This is a genomic window from Thorsellia kenyensis, from assembly GCF_042432445.1.
Classification (GTDB): Bacteria; Pseudomonadota; Gammaproteobacteria; order Enterobacterales; family Thorselliaceae; genus Thorsellia; species Thorsellia kenyensis.
The window spans coordinates 12,807-29,963 of the sequence record NZ_JBHLXE010000037.1 but is presented as its reverse complement, the minus strand read 5'-3'; the positions used below and the strand labels follow the sequence as shown (position 1 = coordinate 29,963).

Below are 17,157 nucleotides of genomic sequence, written 5' to 3'. Positions count from 1 at the left end.
ATTCAATTTAACAAGGGGATGATTTTAAATGCTGATGAAGCTGGCAAAAGTTTAATCTCCCCCTGACGTTAAATTCACCTTATTCTATGGGAATAAACAGACTAAAATTTCCCGCTAAATCCCCTAGCCGTTCAACACTAAAACTTGAAGAAGCGTTTCATCAATTTATACCTAAAGAAGAGTGGGAAGAAAGGCTTGCTAGCGGACTAAAAGCAGTCGATTTAGGGGCAAGTCCTGGGGGATGGACTTATCAATTAATTATTCGTAGTATGATGGTTGATGCCGTTGATAATGGAGATATGGATCAAAGCATTATGGATTCTGGTCAAGTAAGACATCATAGAGTCGATGGTTTTAAGTTCCAACCGACCAGTGGAAATAATTATTGGGTTGTTTGTGATATGATAGAAAAACCAGACAGAGTAACATCCTTAATGATTGATTGGCTTGTTAAAGGTTGGTGTCGTGAAGCTATTTTCAACCTTAAACTGCCGATGAAAAAGCGATTTGATACAGTTAAGGAGTGTATTGCTCGCCTAACCCAAGCACTTGAAGATGCCAATATAAATGTCATAATACAAGCAAAACAGCTTTACCACAACAGAGAAGAGGTTACAGTCCATGTTCAAAGATTATGGGCTGCACAATCCCCTAAAGCCATTGTATACCGACCGAAATCCTTCCGTAAATAATAAGAACTTTGTAATTAAATGAATATTGAATATAGTCCAATACAATATAAACTCGGTAGAACATTACTCGCTGTCGATACTGCGACTGAATCATGTTCTGCTGCACTATTGCATCAAGGTAAAATAAGCTCAATGCAAATTGATGCTCCGCGAGAACATACGGAAAAAATCCTCCCTATGGTTGACGCACTTTTAAACGACGCGCAAGTTTCTTTGAAGGAAATAGAGGCTATCGTGTTTGGTGAAGGCCCTGGGAGTTTTACTGGGGTAAGAGTTGGTGTAAGTGTAGCACAGGCACTTAGCTTTGGCATTAATAAACCCCTAATTGCTATATCTAATTTACTGGCATTAGCTCAAGGTGCTTATGCATTATCTGGTCACACATCTGTTATTAGCGCTATCGATGCACGAATGGGCGAAGTGTATGTTGCAGGTTATCAATTCAATTGTCAGGAATCTACTTGGACGGAGTTTATCAATCCTATGGTGATTTCACCTAGTAAATTGATTGATTTATTAAATAACATAAAGTCATCTGTTCCTTCTGTGGTTGCGGGAACTGGTTTTCAGACTTACCCTGAACTTTATTCAACAGAATCAATAAAACCTCTTTATATAGATTCGTTAAATCCTAATTTAATTTTACTCCCTCATGCTAAAGAGATGATTACTTTGGCAATAGGTAAGCTTGAAAATGCTGATTTTGTCAGTGCATTTGAAGCAGAACCTATGTACTTAAGAAACGAAGTTACTTGGCAAAAATTACCTGGTAAATAAATCTTACTATGCTTATGATTAAAAAAATTAGTCTCTTATCAATTATTAGCTTTTGCACTCTTGTTTTAATCGGCTGCGCAGCTAGTCCTCCTCTTCCCTCTGAGGACTTTAACTCTATTAGAAATAGTCTTAGTCGATACGAGGAACAAACTATTCGATTGGGGGGGAAAGTAACCTCTGTGAGTATCACTAATGAAGAAATTACCATGGAGATTTTGAGTATACCATTAAGTTATGGACAGCCTTTGTTAAATGCCCAACCCGATGGAAGATTTGTTGCAGTTATTGCAAAGAACAAACTGTCATCTAGAATCAACCTAATTGAATTAAATGGGTCATTTGTGACAGTCATTGGCCAAGTTAAGGGACGTAGCTATGTTGATAATCGTATTGGTTATTTTTCTACTTTTTTAATAGAAGTAGCGGACATATTCTTTTTCGATTTCAAAAACTTGGCATTATCCCAACAACTTATTGAAGAAAAAAATAATTCACTTGAAGAAATACGAGCAATAATTGAAGTGAAAATTGCAGAGCTCAGATATTTAAGATCACTTTTGCCAACTGACAATTAGATGTGGTACTCCCTTTAATTCGTTAAATTAAATTACTTATTTCGTTAATATACTAGTTTTATAAAACTATAATTACACCGAGGCTATTATGGAACAAATCTGGTTGAAAAATTATCCTAAAGAAGTACCTGCTACGATTGATGCTGATCAATATGCCTCTTTAGTGGATTTACTTGAACGCGCTAAAATGGAATTTGCCTCCAGAACAGCCTATATATCTATGGGTGATATACGCACGTATGCAGAAATTGAACAACGCAGTCGTTATTTTGCAGGTTACCTACAGAGCATAGGGTTAAAAAAAGGCGATAGAATTGCATTGATGTTGCCTAATATATTACAGCACCCCATAGCCCTTTTTGGTATCTTAAGAGCGGGAATGACCGTTGTTAATGTCAATCCACTCTATACACCTAGGGAAATGTCTCACCAACTTATTGACAGTGGTGCTGTAGCAATTGTTGCCCTAGATGCTTTTTCAAAAACATTAAAAGAAGCCTTAGAGATAGCACCGATTAAACATATTATTTTGACAAGTGTTGGCGATCAATTGAGCTTTATTAAAAGACGATTTGTCAATTTTGTCATTAAATACATTAAAAAAGGTGTACCTAAAATTAGTTTTGTTAATGCAATAAAATTTAATTCGGCTATAAAACAAGGTGCTTTATTTGATTATCAAAGACCAGAAATTAAACCCGATGATATCGCCTTTTTGCAATATACTGGTGGCACGACAGGGGTTTCAAAAGGTGCGATGCTAACTCACCGTAATATGCTCGCAAATCTTGCTCAGGCAAAAGCCGTTTTTGGTCCTGTTTTTAATGAGCAAGTTCAAACCATAGTTACGGCACTTCCGCTGTATCATGTATTTGCTTTAACAGTAAACTGCATGTTGATGATTGATAATGGGGGAACATCCCTACTGATTGCTAATCCTAGAGACATGAAAACGACTCTCAAAGAAATGGCGCGAACACCATTTACTGTGATAACAGGGGTTAATACGTTATTTAGTGGCTTTTTAAGACAAGAAGCATTTCATCAACTAAATTTTTCTAAATTACGGATCTGTGTGGGTGGAGGGATGCCTGTGCATAAAAATGTAGCAAATGATTGGTTAAAAGCAACAGGTTGCCATCTTTTAGAAGGTTATGGTTTAACTGAGTGTTCTCCTTTAGTCGCAGTTAATCCATATAATATCACTCACTATACAGGAAGTATTGGATTGCCCGTCCCCTCAACCGATGTTCGGTTAGTTGATGACAATCATCAAGATGTACCTTTAGGCTCTGCTGGAGAACTCTGGGTGAGGGGTCCTCAAGTGATGAAAGGTTATTGGAACAATCACTCGGCCACACATGACATTATGGAAGGTGATTGGTTAAAGACGGGCGATATTGCGACAATGGATGACATGGGTTTTATACGTATTGTAGACAGAAAAAAAGAGATGATCTTAGTGTCTGGTTTTAACGTATATCCGAGCGAAATCGAAGATATTGTCATGCAACATCCTAAGGTTTTAGAGGCTGCAGCAATTGGTTTACCTAACGAGCAAACCGGTGAGCTCATTCATGTTTGTGTGGTAAAAAAAGACAACTCTTTGACAGAAGAAGAAATAATCGCTTTTTGCAAACAAAATCTGACTGGGTATAAAATACCAAGAAAAGTAACATTTCATGAAGACTTACCAAAATCTAATGTAGGTAAGATTTTGCGACGTGAATTAAAAACTCAATTTTTAGCTAAATAGGAAATTCACACTCATGGAAAAACTTTTTATCATCACGCAAAGCGACTTCGATACTTATTGCTTATCTTTAATGCAAAAAGAAAAGATTGCTATTGATACTGAGTTTATGCGTGTTAAAACTTATTACCCCGAGTTTGCTTTATTACAATTAGCTACTGATACAGAAATTGCGATTGTAGATCCTCTTAAGATACAAGATTGGCATTTATTCAAGAACGTCCTAGATGCGCCAACTGTCAGTAAAATCTTTCATGCTGCAAGTGAAGATTTGGCTTTGTTTTGGCATTTTTTTCAAACTCTACCGAAGCCCTACATTGATACACAGGTACTGTGTTCTTTCATAAAAGATGGCACTTCTTTGGGATTAGCTAATGCACTTAAAGAGTTTTTAGATATCAGTATCAATAAAGACCAAACACGAACTGATTGGTTAGTTAGGCCATTAACCGATTCACAAATTAGCTATGCTTATAATGATGTTGAATATTTGTTGGCCTTATATGAGAAAATAGATAAGCAACTTTGTGACAGAAAACGTCATTTTGCACTTACTGAATGTACACATTTAGCTAATAAAGTCACTCAAGAAAAAAATATTTCCAAACTTTATTTGCAAGCACCGCATGTTGAAAAGTTAAATGAAGGGCAACTTGCTCTTTTACAGACACTTACTATTTGGCGTTATCAAGAAGCAATTAAACGTAATTTAGCACTAAATTTTATTGTTCATGAAAAACATTTAATCTCATTAGTTGAAAAATTACCTGACTCTCTTTACGAATTAAATAAGTTAGGTATGCATGCCAACGAAATAAATCATCATGGTTGCACCATCATCCAGCTGATTGAAGAGTATAAGACAGGGGCATTTAAAGAGCGTAAATTACCTAAAGTTAAGTTATTACACACCAATCCACGGTACAAAGAGGATTTTGCAAAAATAAAATTTGCTTTTGAAAAAATAGCAAGCGATGAAAATTTATCTGCTCAGCTATTAGGATCTAGAAAACAGATCAACCAACTTTTGACTCTATATTATGAAAAAAACGCTAATAACGATGGTGATAAATATCTTCCTATTGCGATGGGTAGCGAAATAATATCGCAGATTGATATTTTGAGTAATTGGAGAAAAGACGTTTGTTCTTTTGTATTATCAGAGATGGGGTTTATTTCATTTAACTAGAATTTAATTTTCCTTTGGTTCATTTAGGTTCAGCTCAACCAATATTTTTTAGTCGAAGTTGAACCTTATGGATCACAATTAAAATAAATAATACGCCTAGCGAACAGTAAATCGGCTATTTTTTCGAGCTACACTTATTGTTTTGTTAAGTCATGGTAATTTTAAAATCCACGATGCATTTAATTTACTCAGCGGGGGGCTTATTGTTTTATTCATCAAGAAACTTAGGAATTGCAATTCTAATGATCAATCCTCCTTGAGGGTGATTTTTTGCTTGAATCTCTCCATTATGGGCTAAAATGGCTTTTTTTGAAATAGATAGCCCCAATCCATAACCTATTTTTTCATTACTATATTGTAGCCGCCCAAATGCTTCAAAAATAAAGTTTAATTTATCCTCAGGGACACCAGGCCCTTCGTCTCTAATTAATGCTACAAACATGTTTTTTTCTTCAAATAGTGAAAAATAAACCGTTTGTGCAGCATTTGAATATTTAATGGCATTACGTAGGACATTTTCAAATGCACGCCTGATGAGTTCTGCCTTACCTCTTACCAACCAAGAGCAATTATTTGTTTGAACTGAAAAATTGATATTCACTTTTTTATTATCCGCCTCGATTTTTACTTCTTCAACTAAAACATCAATTAGCAAGTCCAAATCGAAATAGTCTTCATCCAGTACATTTTCATTCTCAATTCTAGCGAGTGACAGGACTTCTGAAACAAGCTCCTCTAACCTATCTGTCTCATGGGCAACACGCGCCAATGTTTTAGGTATATTGTCCATATTCTGCTGAGCAAGGCCTAGCGCAATACGAATACGAGTTAGGGGTGTTCTCAATTCATGAGAAATATCATGCAATAAAGCTTCTCTTGCTGAACTTAGATGGTGAATGGTATCTACCATCAAATCGAAATCCCTGGCAACATCTGTGATTTCATCTTTTCTATGCCGTAATTCTGGAAGTAATCGTACGGATAAATCGCCATTTGATACACGATAGAACCCCTCCCTAATGACTTTTAGAGGTTTAGATAAATTCCAAGCCATGAAAGAGCTGAAAATAAAACCACCAAATAGACCTAGAAAAAGTAACGGTTCATGGATATTAAAAAGATACCTGTCGGTTAATGAGAGGTATTCATCGCGGAGTTTCTTGGCATCATATTGGACCTGATATAGTTTTTCATCAGGAGCCATGACATATTCATTATAGAGTATTTCAGATTCACGGTGCTGACTATAATAGTGCCCTGCTTTACTCTCTGGAAAATAAACAGATGCCACTTGACCAGAATATTCAGCGGGAATTGGGTTTACCTTTACATAGTCACGTTCTTTTTCAGGCCAGGTGCGCAGTATAAGTTCAAGTTCTCTTGGGCCACCATGTCTTAGCGCATCAATAACAGAAGCAACTCTCCATGTTATTTGTCTCTCAATATCCTCAGGCGCATCATGGTGTATAGTGACAACAACCCATAATAATTGTACTGCTATAATAAATGCTATCCAAAATCCTAATAATATTTTCCAAAAAAGCGATAACCGCATCTTATTCATCCTTAAATTAATTTTTTCAGAATTATAACAAAACGTTCTTTTGGTAATACTAAAATTCAATTAAACAACTTAACTTTACCATAACTAACATTTTCAAGAGCTCACGCTTTAATAACTAACAAAAATTACTATCGGTAACAATAATCATAAAATCTAATAAAAATTATTTAATGCGTACAACCAAAATTTAAGATAAATAGATCAAAATGTTTGGCAATGCAGTTATTTTTAACGGTTTCGTTAAAAAGAGGCAAGAAAACATCTGTTTTCATATCCCATTTTTATTTTTTTGGGTTTGAGACTTAGATCAGTTTTAGATGGAGGCGGCAGTTGTTAATCTATATCTGCAATGAGTTACTTGGAAGTTTTGGGGGACACCTTTATGTATTGTATTTAATCGAGGCCATTATAACGACTTTCCAATTAGTACCTAACGTTGCACTTTTTATCTAGTATTCAATAAAACCATCCATTAGGCGATTTCATTCTTATTTTATGATGTTACAAGACAACAACTAGTAAGAATTGGGTTAAATCGGTTTCTACTAGGTTTATTAAGAATTCTTATGGTGAGCGTGAAGTAACATGATAAATAGCAACTATCTTGAAAAATTACGTTACCTTTGTTAAACAAACAGGTGACCAGACTCAATTTACTTCTATAGATAACATCAAAAGGAAGTCGATTAATTTCATTGTGGTACTAATAGCGCTCAGCCGTTAAATAACCTTTACAACATCAACACCCACATTACGCAAATAAATAGGGCTATTTATATTGAACAGGTTGCTTATTTAGATTTATATTTAAAAAAGCACTGTATGACTTCCTCTAGAAATATAAAAAAGAGTGTTCGTGATTTTTCAAAAGGTTTTTTTGAGGAATCTCCAGGAGATTGAGTGAGATAAAAAATTGCATGTTCATTAAAATTTGGAAAAGGTCTAAATTCTTCAAATAAAAAAATAATTTCTTGGTAATTGAGACCTTTTACATCCTCGTCGAAAGATTTAAACAATCCAGTTGTAGAAAGTATAACTAATTTAGTATCGCTATTATCAGAATGTCTAACAACAGCTTCATCGCTTGTGGCTATAACAAAAATATCTGATGCTATTCTCAGTCGGTAGGCAAAATATTCGGCACACAAATGTGAGGGCCCGATGCCATAAAGTACTAACTTATTACAACTTCTAATTTTAGTCCAAAAATCAACAACCATTTGATGATTGAAGCTAGCCAGATAATCAGCCAAGCGAGAGATTTCACCAAAATTCCCATCGACTAAATGTTCAGAGGGGGATATCATTTCTAAATTATGACTAGACACATAATTTTTGTATGTTTTAAAAGATGCAAAACCTAGCTTTCTTACAAACTTAGAAATCTTTGATGAAGAGACTCCTAGAGCGCATGACAAATCCGTAATTGATATATTAGGGCAATTTAAAATCAAAGGCTGTGTGTCCCGAAACAACTGTTTTTCTAGCGAATTTAATCGCTCTCCATCTATTTTGAACATTCGCTTGCCTTTTGTGTGCAAATTTGATTAAACGATAGAAACATCAAATAAACTTATTAACAGATACTTTATAGTAAACACTTAACGAGTAAATTCATTATAACGCATTTGTCTAAAACGAATTATAATCAATTGTTATAAACTATGTTGAAGTATAGCATAGAAGCGTATTTAACACATCACCAATCAAATACTCAATGAGTAAGTAGGTGTTTCACATCGTTCAACGTTTTTAATGAGTATTTATTGACTTGCTATAAGACTTCAGAGTTAAATTCGAATTTATGGGGTATCATCGTTCCCCCTCTTAACCTTAAATCATTTATAGCATTATGAGTTTTAGTTAAGCGAGGGGATACCACGTGATATGATGAATTAAAGATTGAATGATTGAATGATTGAATGATACTCTAACGAAGGCATGGAAATAAAAGGAACATATAAGAAAAAAAGGACTCTATCTAAGCATAATTTGGTTATTACAAAAAACTGCAGATGAATCCTTTATGGTTTTATAAACGATATTACAGATAGTTATATGCATTTTTCAATAGTGGATCTGTATACTCACGTAAAGTTGAATAGACATGCTTATTTACTGAGTCATAGTATTTATGATTATCTAAATTAGGTTCAAAGCAAGTATCCACTTTTACCATAGCTTTCTTGGCTTCAAGAAAATCTTTATAAATTCCAATCCCCACTGAAACGCATATAGCTGCGCCTAAACAAGCAGAACTTTTTGCTTTCAACGTTTCTACTTTGACACCAAAAAGATCACATATAATTTGAACCAGTACTTTACTGTGTGATCCTCCACCAATTATTTTGATGCAATTAACGCTAGCTTGAGTTTCTTCTAGCATTAAATTAATATTATTTTGAATGGTGTATGCAATGGCTTCAAGTATTGAACGATAGATATGATATTTTGTATGTCTTTCATCAAAGCCTATCATTATCCCTTTCCTAAAAGGTTTGTCTGCTGGATTAAGCCAATCTAGCAACGTCAATAATCCTTCAGAACCAACAGGAATGTGTTCAGCGATACGGTTTAAAATTTCCTCTTCACTTGTATTTTCATGTTTAGCAAGTTCTTTAAGTTCTTCTCCCGCCAGATTTTTAAACCAACTGACTGTCCACATACCACGTCTAATACCAGTACATTCATAAACATATTTAAAAGGTTCACAGGCCAGTGTTGGAAAAAAGTTTTGCGCAGTAGGGAAGTCATTTTGGCGAGCCATCATTGCCGATATAAACGTTCCTAATGAAATCATTATCTCATTTTCACTGTTAAGACCTGAGCCTAATACTTCCACAGCTTTGTCATTGCCCGTTGCAAAAACTTCAATCCCATCCTTCAATCCAAAGCGGCTGACCAATTCTGGTTTAAGTTTACCTAAACTTTCTCCTGGTAAAACCAACTCAAATAATTGTTCTCTATTGAGTCCAAGATCAGTAATTTGTGCATCTGTCCCCCATTTAAGGGTAGTTTTATCGATTGGCCAATTCACTTCTTGATTTGAACAACTGTCTTTATGATTACCAGTCATTCTAAGACACAGATATCCCGAGGTGGTAGTCACATATTTGACCTCATCATTTTCATGAACATAAGGGCGTGATAAACGTGCATCCATCCAACTAATTACTGGTTCAACTAAATTACCATTTCCATCTAATAATACTCGACAACATCTAATGGTGCAAAGACCTATACCCATTATAAGAGATTTATCACCTGTAAATTGAGTTAAGCAATTTTCCAGGGCTAAAAGCAAAGTATCCCACAAATCTTCATCTGGATGATACACAATGCCTGTCCTTGGCGTTTCTGTGGGTTTTAGAAGCGCCGTACCATAGCACAGTTCATTACCTTGGGCATCAAAAATGCCCACTTTGGTACTTTGCGATCCACTATCAATTCCTAAAAATAATTTATTCATCATAATTAACCTATTGCCTTACTAATTCCCTGTTGTGCGAAAAATCATAAATCGACACATACAGAGTTGCAATAACCTTATTTAACAACTCAGCTGTTAAATCGTTTTAACAGCCAAAATGCAAACTAGCCGATTGCTTACTCTGTTAACATGTAGGAAGTTAGCGTTGCTATTTAAAAAACTTCTCAGTACCTGGTTGTGGGAAAATACATCCAAAATTCATGATGCCATTGGGATCGAAAACACTTTTTAAGCTTTCTAGCATATAATAAGCACTGCCGTGTTCTTCTTTGGTCCATTGGTTACGATATTTTCCTATCCCATGATGGTGACACATAGAACCACCATATTTTAGTGTCTCCTCAACTATGATGGTCTGAATCGGATGATGATAGATGCGCATTTCATCTTTTGGCTCACAATGAATATTATAGTTATATACAAAATACATATTCGTTCCATTGATATAACTATGCGATGAATGACCACCTAGCATGGTCAGATCAGGAGCACGATCGAACTCTGTTCTTATGCGTTTGAGCACAGCATCATATATTTTAGGAATACTTTCCCAATCGGCAGATATTTCAGTTGTAAAACCATCGTGCTTGCTGAAATTGACCATATCATCAACTTCTTTATCAATTCTAGCTTGAGACCAATTGAGGTGATTAAACCAATTTTCTATTAATGCGCTATCAACTGTTTTTATTAATCCAGATTGGTGATTAGCTATCAATTCATTAATACCGTCGATGGTAGCATCAACAACACCTTTGGGTCCTTCAACCATAAAAATTAATATGCATTTCCCTTCATGAAATTCACTAAAATGTTGTGCTGCATCTTCTTCAGAATAAACCCTAGCAACAGAAGGTCTATATCCTGCGGCCATTACATCGCGTAGAATTTCAATACCTGTTTTCACATCTTTGATCAGATGACCAATAAAGCGGTTATTTTCAGGGTAATATTTGAAAAGTTTAACTGTGACTTCAGTGATAAAACATAAAGTTCCTTCATTTCCTATCACAATATGACGAATATCAGGCCCGCCTGCACGACGCGATACATTTTTAATTCGTGAAATATGGCCATTTGGGAATACGCATTCTAACCCAACGACCATGTCTTCAATTCCACCGTATAGCGTAGAAAATTGCCCTATACTTCTTGTTGCAACAAGTCCACCATACTGAGCAACTGGTTTAGATTGCGGTGAATGTCCTGTTGTTAATCCTAATTTTCTCACTTCATCTTCTAAAGTTTGTAAGCATACCCCTGCTTGAACAGTAGCTTGCATATTATAACTATCAATTTTAATAATCTTATTAAGTCTCGCTGAATCAATAATTAAAGTATTCTCTTTCCAGTTTTCAAGACCACCTTCAGTCGCTGTTTTTCCACTTCTGGCGATGACATTAACACCATTCTCGTTACAAAATTTTAAGATCTTCTGAACATCTTCAGCAGATTCAGGTTCCACAATCGCCGTTGGTAATGGCGAGTCTAATTGATTTTTGGCCTTCGCATATTTTTTGTATCTATCTGCAGCTGCATCGTACAGTTTGTCATGCGTTGTTATAATTTGATCTGCTTTTAAGAAACTTTCTATTTTTGTTAAAGTTTCTTGTTTTGATATTGCCATTGTAAACTCCCTATTAAATATTCGTTGATTTGTATTTTGACACTGAAGAATCTTTTTTACTTACGTATTTATTCACTTAACACACATTTAGGAACTCTATTTATCTCACTAAAAAACCACCATCCACTGCAATCACTGAGCCATTAACATAATTTGATGCATCTGATGCAAGGAATATTGCAGCGCCCATCAGATCGGCTATATCTCCCCATCGATTTGCTGGGATATGCGATAGGACTTTGCCATTTGCTTGCGGATCGGAACGTGTTTTTTCTGTCATAGGCGTAGCAAAATAGCCAGGAGCTATTGCGGTAACTTGAATATTAAATTGAGCAAGCTCATCACAATAAGCCTTGGTAAGTCCAACAATGCCATGTTTTGAGGCTGAATAAGCAGGTGACCATTGACCACCTAGATATGAGAACATAGAGGCTATATTAATAATTTTACCACTCTTTTGCGGGATCATCAGTTTTGCAACTTCATGAGACATTTCAAAAGCTGCTGTCAAATTGACTGAAATCATTTTATCCCATTGGGTACGTGTAAACTTAAGTACATCGGGTTCATTAATACAAATACCTGCATTATTGACCAAAATATCAATTTGACCAAAATGATTCGCAATAGCATTGACTACCCTATTCGCTTCACCTTCTTTGGTTATGTCTGATTGGACGAAATAATATTTTCCGCCAAACTCCTCAACCAACCCTTGTGTTTCACCATTGTCATCTACCATAGCTACAACAGCGACATTGGCACCTGCTTTTGCAAAAGCGATGCTGTAAGCTTGTCCTAGCCCACTATTTCCTCCAGTGATAATGGCAGTTTTTCCTTTTAAAGAAAATAAGTCCAGACTGAACGCTTTAACTTTATCTAACATTTCATTCTCCTATTCAATTAATTAATTTATTTTCCATTTATAGTAAAATATATCATAAAAAGGAAATCTATTGCTAATTTAACACAAGTCATGATAAAAAAAAGGGAATCAAATGAATTTTTTAAAAAATGTGATGAAAGACACATTGAAAGATGACGCAAAACCCATCCATTAAGAATCGTATATCTACAAGAAACTAAAATTATCAGCATTATAAATTTTGAAATTGATGTGATGTACTCAATATTTTTATATATTGGATATAAGCGAAATTGTGGATTTTTTGCTATCAGTGCTAGTCGTGAGGTGAATAAAAAAATTTGGATATTGATTTAGTGAAATTTTACGATGCCGTACCAAATTATAATTTTCAATAAGAAGGCTAGTAGACAATTGGGATTGTTAAAAATCTTTCCAACAAATTAGGTCTTTTTTGGTTTTCTATGGAGGGAGACTAAGAAATTTTATCTTAATGGAGACTGCTAAATAATTGAGTTTGTCATTGCAAAAAAGCTATTAATGCAGTGATTAATTTTTTATCTGGCTGGTATAGAGGTTTCTCATAAAAGAAGGTTTATTGTTCTGTAATGAAAAAGTCAACTATAAGCATACGACTTTTAAGCGATTTTTTCATTACAAAATAAATAATTAAATCAAACGGACTATAACATACATTGCATTCTTTTCTTGAAAAAAAGCAAGTATTTTCATCCTCTATCCTGAAAGATATAATACGCCTATTTAAATTTTAATTTGTATCCTACCCCTCTAACAGTTTCAATTGTGATTGAATGATCAGTGGCTTGAATCAATTTCTGCCGAACATTACTGATATGTACATCAACACTTCTATCATAAATTTGTCTTTTTCTACCAATTCCTTTTTCAGATAATTCATCTTTAGTCACGACATGATTGTAATTTCTGAAAAGTACTTCAAGTAGATTAAATTCTGAAGCGGTTAGTTCAATCATTTTGTGCTTATAGGTCACTAATCTTTTACTTGGAGAGAGCTTAAACTGATTATATATAAGATCTTTTGACTCGTTTTCATAAACTTCTTTATCATCAAATCTTCTTAATACCGCTCTAACTCTTGCAATTAGTTCCCTTGGATAGCAAGGCTTTGGAACATAATCATCAGCCCCTAATTCCAAACCTATGACCCTATCTACATTATCACCTTTTGCTGTCAACATAATAATAGGGATATTATTTTCCCTGCGTATTTCACGCAAAAATTCAATACCACTCATATCAGGAAGCATAATATCAAGCAAAATAGCACTAAAATGTTCTTCAAGATATTCTATTGCTTTTTTGCCAGTACCTGCCACGACCAAATCAATGCCTTCAGCATTAAAAAATTCCTTGAGCATTGCAGCTAGTTCTACATCATCATCTACTAATAAAATTCGCATTAATCCTTTTCCTTTTGCTAAATAATACATTCCATGTAAATCATTTTTTTTAAACCATTACTATTATATACGTGTAATGATTGTTCACTAAAAAAAATAAGTTATTAATTAAACTAATAAAGGATAAGGCTTTTATTCTAAAAGTGTCTCTTATTTACTATAATTTGCGATTGGTGAAAAACTTTTACGATGCATTTCAAGGGGCCCATATTTTGTGATTGCAGCTAGATGCTCCGGCGTAGGATATCCTTTATGATTTTTAAATCCATATTGGGGATATTCTGAATCAAGAGCATACATCTCTCTATCACGCGTGACCTTAGCTAATATTGATGCTGCACTAATTTCAGCAACTAAACTATCTCCTTTGACTATAGCTTCACTAGGAAGTGTCAAATGTGGGCATTTATTTCCATCAATAAAGACAAAATCAGCTGGAATTGGCAGTTGTTCCACTGCTCGTTTCATAGCCAATAGAGTGGCTCTGAGTATATTAATTTCATCAATTTCCTTTGCCGAGGCATAGGCTATTTTATAAGATAGCGCGTTATCGATAATTTGCTGATACAACTGATTTCTTTTCTTTTCTGATAACTTTTTAGAATCTTGCAAACCTTGTATGGGTTTATTAGGATCTAATATCACAGCAGCAGTCACTACGTTGCCTATGAGGGGGCCTCTACCAACTTCATCAACGCCCGCAATCATGGAATATTTACTTCTTATTACTGAAATTTTTTGATGAACATCAAGGTTCAATGTTAAACTAGTCTGAATCATTAAAATTTTCCGCTTATTCTTATTTGGAGTGTCTATGTATAAATTAAAACTCAACATGTCCCCTCTGCGTCAATTCACTCTCATGGGATCTTTTCTGACAATATCTTTATTACTCCTTGGCTGTGATCATAAAAGCACTGAGAATAAAGTTAAAGACTCGAGTCAACAGGTCGTTGAATTGACGGGTAAGACAATGGGAACCTACTATAACATTAAATATGTGACTCAAGAAAATGATTTAAAAGCGAAGGAAGCAATCCAAACCGAAATCGATAGTTTACTTGAGAATATAAACGACGAAATTTCCACCTATCGTCCTGAATCTGAACTTTCGCTATTCAATAAAAATCCTAGTCTCATGCCCACTAAAATCTCTGATGGCATGGCAAAAAATATCCAAATTTCACAATATGTAGGTCGTAAGACCCAAGGAGCAATGGATATTACTATTGGTCCTGTGGTAAATCTATGGGGCTTTGGTCCAGATAAACGTCCTTCTCTTATCCCAAATGAGAGTGATATTCACCTAGCCCGTGAAAAGACTGGACTAGATAAGATTACGCTAACAACTGAACACGATGGATTTTATTTAACCAAGAAACACCCTGGTATGTATATTGACTTATCTACCGTAGGAGAGGGATATGGTGCTGATGCTGTAGGCGATTATCTTTTAAGTAAAGGTAAAACAAATTTTTTAGTTTCAATTGGTGGCACAATTACTTCTCGTGGAAAAAGTCATGATGGTACAGATTGGAAAGTCGCTATTGAAAAGCCAACTGATCTTGAAGTCGCAGTACAGGAGTTGATTAATCTTAAAGGTCAAAGTATCAGTACGGCAGGAAGTTATCGCAATTATTTTGAAGAAAATGGTACACGCTATTCACACGTTATCGATCCGAATACAGGAAAACCAATTACACACAAACTGATTTCAGCTACAGTGATAGCGCCTTCTGCATTAGAAGCAGATGCATGGGATACCGGGCTTATGGTATTAGGAAAAGATAAAGCGATGGAAGTTGCCAAACAGAATAATCTCGCAGTGTATCTTATTTACAAGTCAGGTAACGACTTTAAAGTAGAAATGACGGAACAATTTAAAGAATATGTAATTAAACAAGAAAAATAGTGGTTAATAGTGCATATTACTGAACTAAAATATCTATCTTAGTAGATTTTAGAAATTCTTTTAGTTTAAACTCAAAAGAATTTCTAAACAGTTTATTCTCTACGCTAGAAAGATGAAATTAGCGAGGTAATACAGTTGTGATCCCATTACTCGCAGTTGAAACGGCTACACGTTGACCTGCTCTAAATTGTGATGCACTTCCAGGCTGCTCATTTATCATCGTATTACCTGAATCAAGACGAACTTCAACACGGACACCTGCCTGGCGATTCATCTGATTTTGTACAGCATTACCCGCCATTGCACCACCTACAGCACCCGCAGCGGTACCTATATTACGGCCACGACCACCACCAATAGAATTACCCAACACTCCACCTAGAACCGCACCACCGATGGCACCAACTGGTGCTGAACCATCAGTACGAATGACGATATCTTCAGCATTAACTAACGTACCATAACTAACCGTTTGAGCTCGCTGCATTTGATTAGAACTTACCACGTTACTGTTATCAGTAGTACAAGCGACTAATGTTGCAGAAATAAGAGCTGCTAATGTAATTTTTTTAAACATACTATCTCCTTAGTTAAATCATAGATTAAATCTTTCGTTTGATGCAATCTACTGTGTCAAATAATGCTATCATACCTTTTTTTTTCTTAGAAAGGCAATATTTTGATTTTTATTACTCCAGAAAACTTGTAACAACTTATTCTAAAAAAATAGGGGATAAAGATGATTTTTAATCATAACCAAATAGAGAGAGATAAAGAAGGTTATCTTATAAACCACAGCGATTGGTCTGAGGAGCTAGCTGACCTAATAGCAAGAGAAGATTGTGTTACCTTGACTGAAGAACATTGGAAAATAATACACTTTGTCCGCGAATTCTATTTTGAATATCACACATCCCCAGCAATTAGATTGCTCGTTAAGCTCTTAAAAGAGTCGTATGGCCCTGAAACAGGTAACAGTATTTATCTGCAAAGGCTATTTCCTAAAGGCCCTGCTAAACAAGTCAGTAAAATTGCAGGTCTACCAAAACCCATAAAATGTCTATAGTATGAATTTACTACATTGATTACTCTGCTTCGTTAGACTAAAAATGGGCTAAAAACATCTTTAAATGTTAAATGCATAGCTTACACCCAATAAAATAACACATATTTAAACCAATTGAAAAATTTTGTATATTCTTTTAAAAGATATTTACTTTATTTGGTAAGTTAAATTAATATGTGACATGTTTTTATTTCGTTTAATCTTT

Annotated in this window: 14 protein-coding genes and 1 pseudogene; 7 read left to right on the top strand and 8 right to left on the bottom strand. The window is 35.0% G+C overall.

Annotated features, from left to right (window positions below; genetic code table 11):
- Nucleotides 1-71: 71 nt before the first annotated feature.
- The 5 genes and pseudogenes from rlmM to rnd all read left to right on the top strand — a co-directional run.
- Nucleotides 72-692, top strand: a pseudogene (rlmM, locus tag ACFFIT_RS03735) (23S rRNA (cytidine(2498)-2'-O)-methyltransferase RlmM); the annotation flags it as partial.
- 18 nt (nucleotides 693-710) lie between these two features.
- A complete protein-coding gene (gene tsaB / locus ACFFIT_RS03730) occupies nucleotides 711-1,469 on the top strand; it encodes a tRNA (adenosine(37)-N6)-threonylcarbamoyltransferase complex dimerization subunit type 1 TsaB (protein WP_385876310.1) in 759 nt (252 codons plus the stop codon).
- Nucleotides 1,470-1,477: 8 nt separating this feature from the next.
- Nucleotides 1,478-2,044: a Slp family lipoprotein gene (locus ACFFIT_RS03725; RefSeq protein ID WP_385876309.1), complete on the top strand. Its 567-nt coding sequence runs from the start codon at nucleotides 1,478-1,480 to the stop codon at nucleotides 2,042-2,044.
- 88 nt (nucleotides 2,045-2,132) lie between these two features.
- Entirely contained in the window at nucleotides 2,133-3,800 is a 1,668-nt protein-coding gene (locus tag ACFFIT_RS03720) for an AMP-binding protein (protein ID WP_385876308.1), read from the top strand.
- 13 nt (nucleotides 3,801-3,813) lie between these two features.
- Nucleotides 3,814-4,986: a ribonuclease D gene (gene rnd / locus ACFFIT_RS03715; RefSeq protein ID WP_385876307.1), complete on the top strand. Its 1,173-nt coding sequence runs from the start codon at nucleotides 3,814-3,816 to the stop codon at nucleotides 4,984-4,986.
- Between the two features lie 208 nt (nucleotides 4,987-5,194).
- On the opposite strand, the gene ACFFIT_RS03710 is transcribed toward rnd, so the two are convergent.
- The 7 genes from ACFFIT_RS03710 to rnhB all read right to left on the bottom strand — a co-directional run bounded on the left by ACFFIT_RS03710 (nucleotide 5,195) and on the right by rnhB (nucleotide 14,709).
- Entirely contained in the window at nucleotides 5,195-6,541 is a 1,347-nt protein-coding gene (locus ACFFIT_RS03710; RefSeq protein WP_385876306.1) for a HAMP domain-containing sensor histidine kinase, read from the bottom strand.
- 800 nt (nucleotides 6,542-7,341) lie between these two features.
- Nucleotides 7,342-8,070: a MurR/RpiR family transcriptional regulator gene (locus ACFFIT_RS03705; protein WP_385876305.1), complete on the bottom strand. Its 729-nt coding sequence runs from the start codon at nucleotides 8,068-8,070 to the stop codon at nucleotides 7,342-7,344.
- Between the two features lie 524 nt (nucleotides 8,071-8,594).
- Complete coding sequence (locus ACFFIT_RS03700; protein ID WP_385876304.1) at nucleotides 8,595-10,019, bottom strand: FGGY-family carbohydrate kinase; 1,425 nt, start codon at nucleotides 10,017-10,019, stop codon at nucleotides 8,595-8,597.
- A 169-nt stretch (nucleotides 10,020-10,188) separates the two neighbouring features.
- A complete protein-coding gene (locus tag ACFFIT_RS03695; RefSeq protein WP_385876303.1) occupies nucleotides 10,189-11,667 on the bottom strand; it encodes an FAD-binding oxidoreductase in 1,479 nt (492 codons plus the stop codon).
- A 100-nt stretch (nucleotides 11,668-11,767) separates the two neighbouring features.
- Nucleotides 11,768-12,553: an SDR family oxidoreductase gene (locus ACFFIT_RS03690; RefSeq protein ID WP_385876302.1), complete on the bottom strand. Its 786-nt coding sequence runs from the start codon at nucleotides 12,551-12,553 to the stop codon at nucleotides 11,768-11,770.
- 737 nt (nucleotides 12,554-13,290) lie between these two features.
- Complete coding sequence (locus tag ACFFIT_RS03685) at nucleotides 13,291-13,974, bottom strand: response regulator (protein ID WP_385876301.1); 684 nt, start codon at nucleotides 13,972-13,974, stop codon at nucleotides 13,291-13,293.
- A 150-nt stretch (nucleotides 13,975-14,124) separates the two neighbouring features.
- Nucleotides 14,125-14,709, bottom strand: coding sequence for a ribonuclease HII (rnhB, locus tag ACFFIT_RS03680; protein WP_385876312.1), 585 nt, complete (start codon nucleotides 14,707-14,709; stop codon nucleotides 14,125-14,127).
- A 127-nt stretch (nucleotides 14,710-14,836) separates the two neighbouring features.
- Here rnhB and ACFFIT_RS03675 point away from each other — a divergent pair, with 127 nt between their 5' ends.
- Nucleotides 14,837-15,886: an FAD:protein FMN transferase gene (locus ACFFIT_RS03675; RefSeq protein ID WP_385876311.1), complete on the top strand. Its 1,050-nt coding sequence runs from the start codon at nucleotides 14,837-14,839 to the stop codon at nucleotides 15,884-15,886.
- Nucleotides 15,887-16,004: 118 nt separating this feature from the next.
- Here the strand turns inward: ACFFIT_RS03675 and ACFFIT_RS03670 are convergent, their stop codons facing one another.
- Complete coding sequence (locus ACFFIT_RS03670) at nucleotides 16,005-16,463, bottom strand: glycine zipper 2TM domain-containing protein (protein ID WP_385876300.1); 459 nt, start codon at nucleotides 16,461-16,463, stop codon at nucleotides 16,005-16,007.
- 162 nt (nucleotides 16,464-16,625) lie between these two features.
- On the opposite strand from ACFFIT_RS03670, the gene ACFFIT_RS03665 reads away from it, so the two are divergent.
- Nucleotides 16,626-16,952 (top strand): TusE/DsrC/DsvC family sulfur relay protein, encoded by a 327-nt coding sequence (locus ACFFIT_RS03665; RefSeq protein ID WP_385876299.1) that lies wholly within the window; start codon nucleotides 16,626-16,628, stop codon nucleotides 16,950-16,952.
- The last annotated feature ends 205 nt before the right edge of the window (nucleotides 16,953-17,157 follow it).

Bases quoted from the DNA above. Each gene is read 5' to 3' on its own strand.
- tsaB (WP_385876310.1), top strand. From the start codon at position 711: ATGAATATTGAATATAGTCCAATACAATATAAACTCGGTAGAACATTA.
- ACFFIT_RS03725 (WP_385876309.1), top strand. From the start codon at position 1,478: ATGCTTATGATTAAAAAAATTAGTCTCTTATCAATTATTAGCTTTTGC.
- ACFFIT_RS03720 (WP_385876308.1), top strand. From the start codon at position 2,133: ATGGAACAAATCTGGTTGAAAAATTATCCTAAAGAAGTACCTGCTACG.
- rnd (WP_385876307.1), top strand. From the start codon at position 3,814: ATGGAAAAACTTTTTATCATCACGCAAAGCGACTTCGATACTTATTGC.
- ACFFIT_RS03710 (WP_385876306.1), bottom strand. From the start codon at position 6,541: ATGCGGTTATCGCTTTTTTGGAAAATATTATTAGGATTTTGGATAGCA.
- ACFFIT_RS03705 (WP_385876305.1), bottom strand. From the start codon at position 8,070: ATGTTCAAAATAGATGGAGAGCGATTAAATTCGCTAGAAAAACAGTTG.
- ACFFIT_RS03700 (WP_385876304.1), bottom strand. From the start codon at position 10,019: ATGAATAAATTATTTTTAGGAATTGATAGTGGATCGCAAAGTACCAAA.
- ACFFIT_RS03695 (WP_385876303.1), bottom strand. From the start codon at position 11,667: ATGGCAATATCAAAACAAGAAACTTTAACAAAAATAGAAAGTTTCTTA.
- ACFFIT_RS03690 (WP_385876302.1), bottom strand. From the start codon at position 12,553: ATGTTAGATAAAGTTAAAGCGTTCAGTCTGGACTTATTTTCTTTAAAA.
- ACFFIT_RS03685 (WP_385876301.1), bottom strand. From the start codon at position 13,974: ATGCGAATTTTATTAGTAGATGATGATGTAGAACTAGCTGCAATGCTC.
- ACFFIT_RS03675 (WP_385876311.1), top strand. From the start codon at position 14,837: ATGGGATCTTTTCTGACAATATCTTTATTACTCCTTGGCTGTGATCAT.
- ACFFIT_RS03670 (WP_385876300.1), bottom strand. From the start codon at position 16,463: ATGTTTAAAAAAATTACATTAGCAGCTCTTATTTCTGCAACATTAGTC.
- ACFFIT_RS03665 (WP_385876299.1), top strand. From the start codon at position 16,626: ATGATTTTTAATCATAACCAAATAGAGAGAGATAAAGAAGGTTATCTT.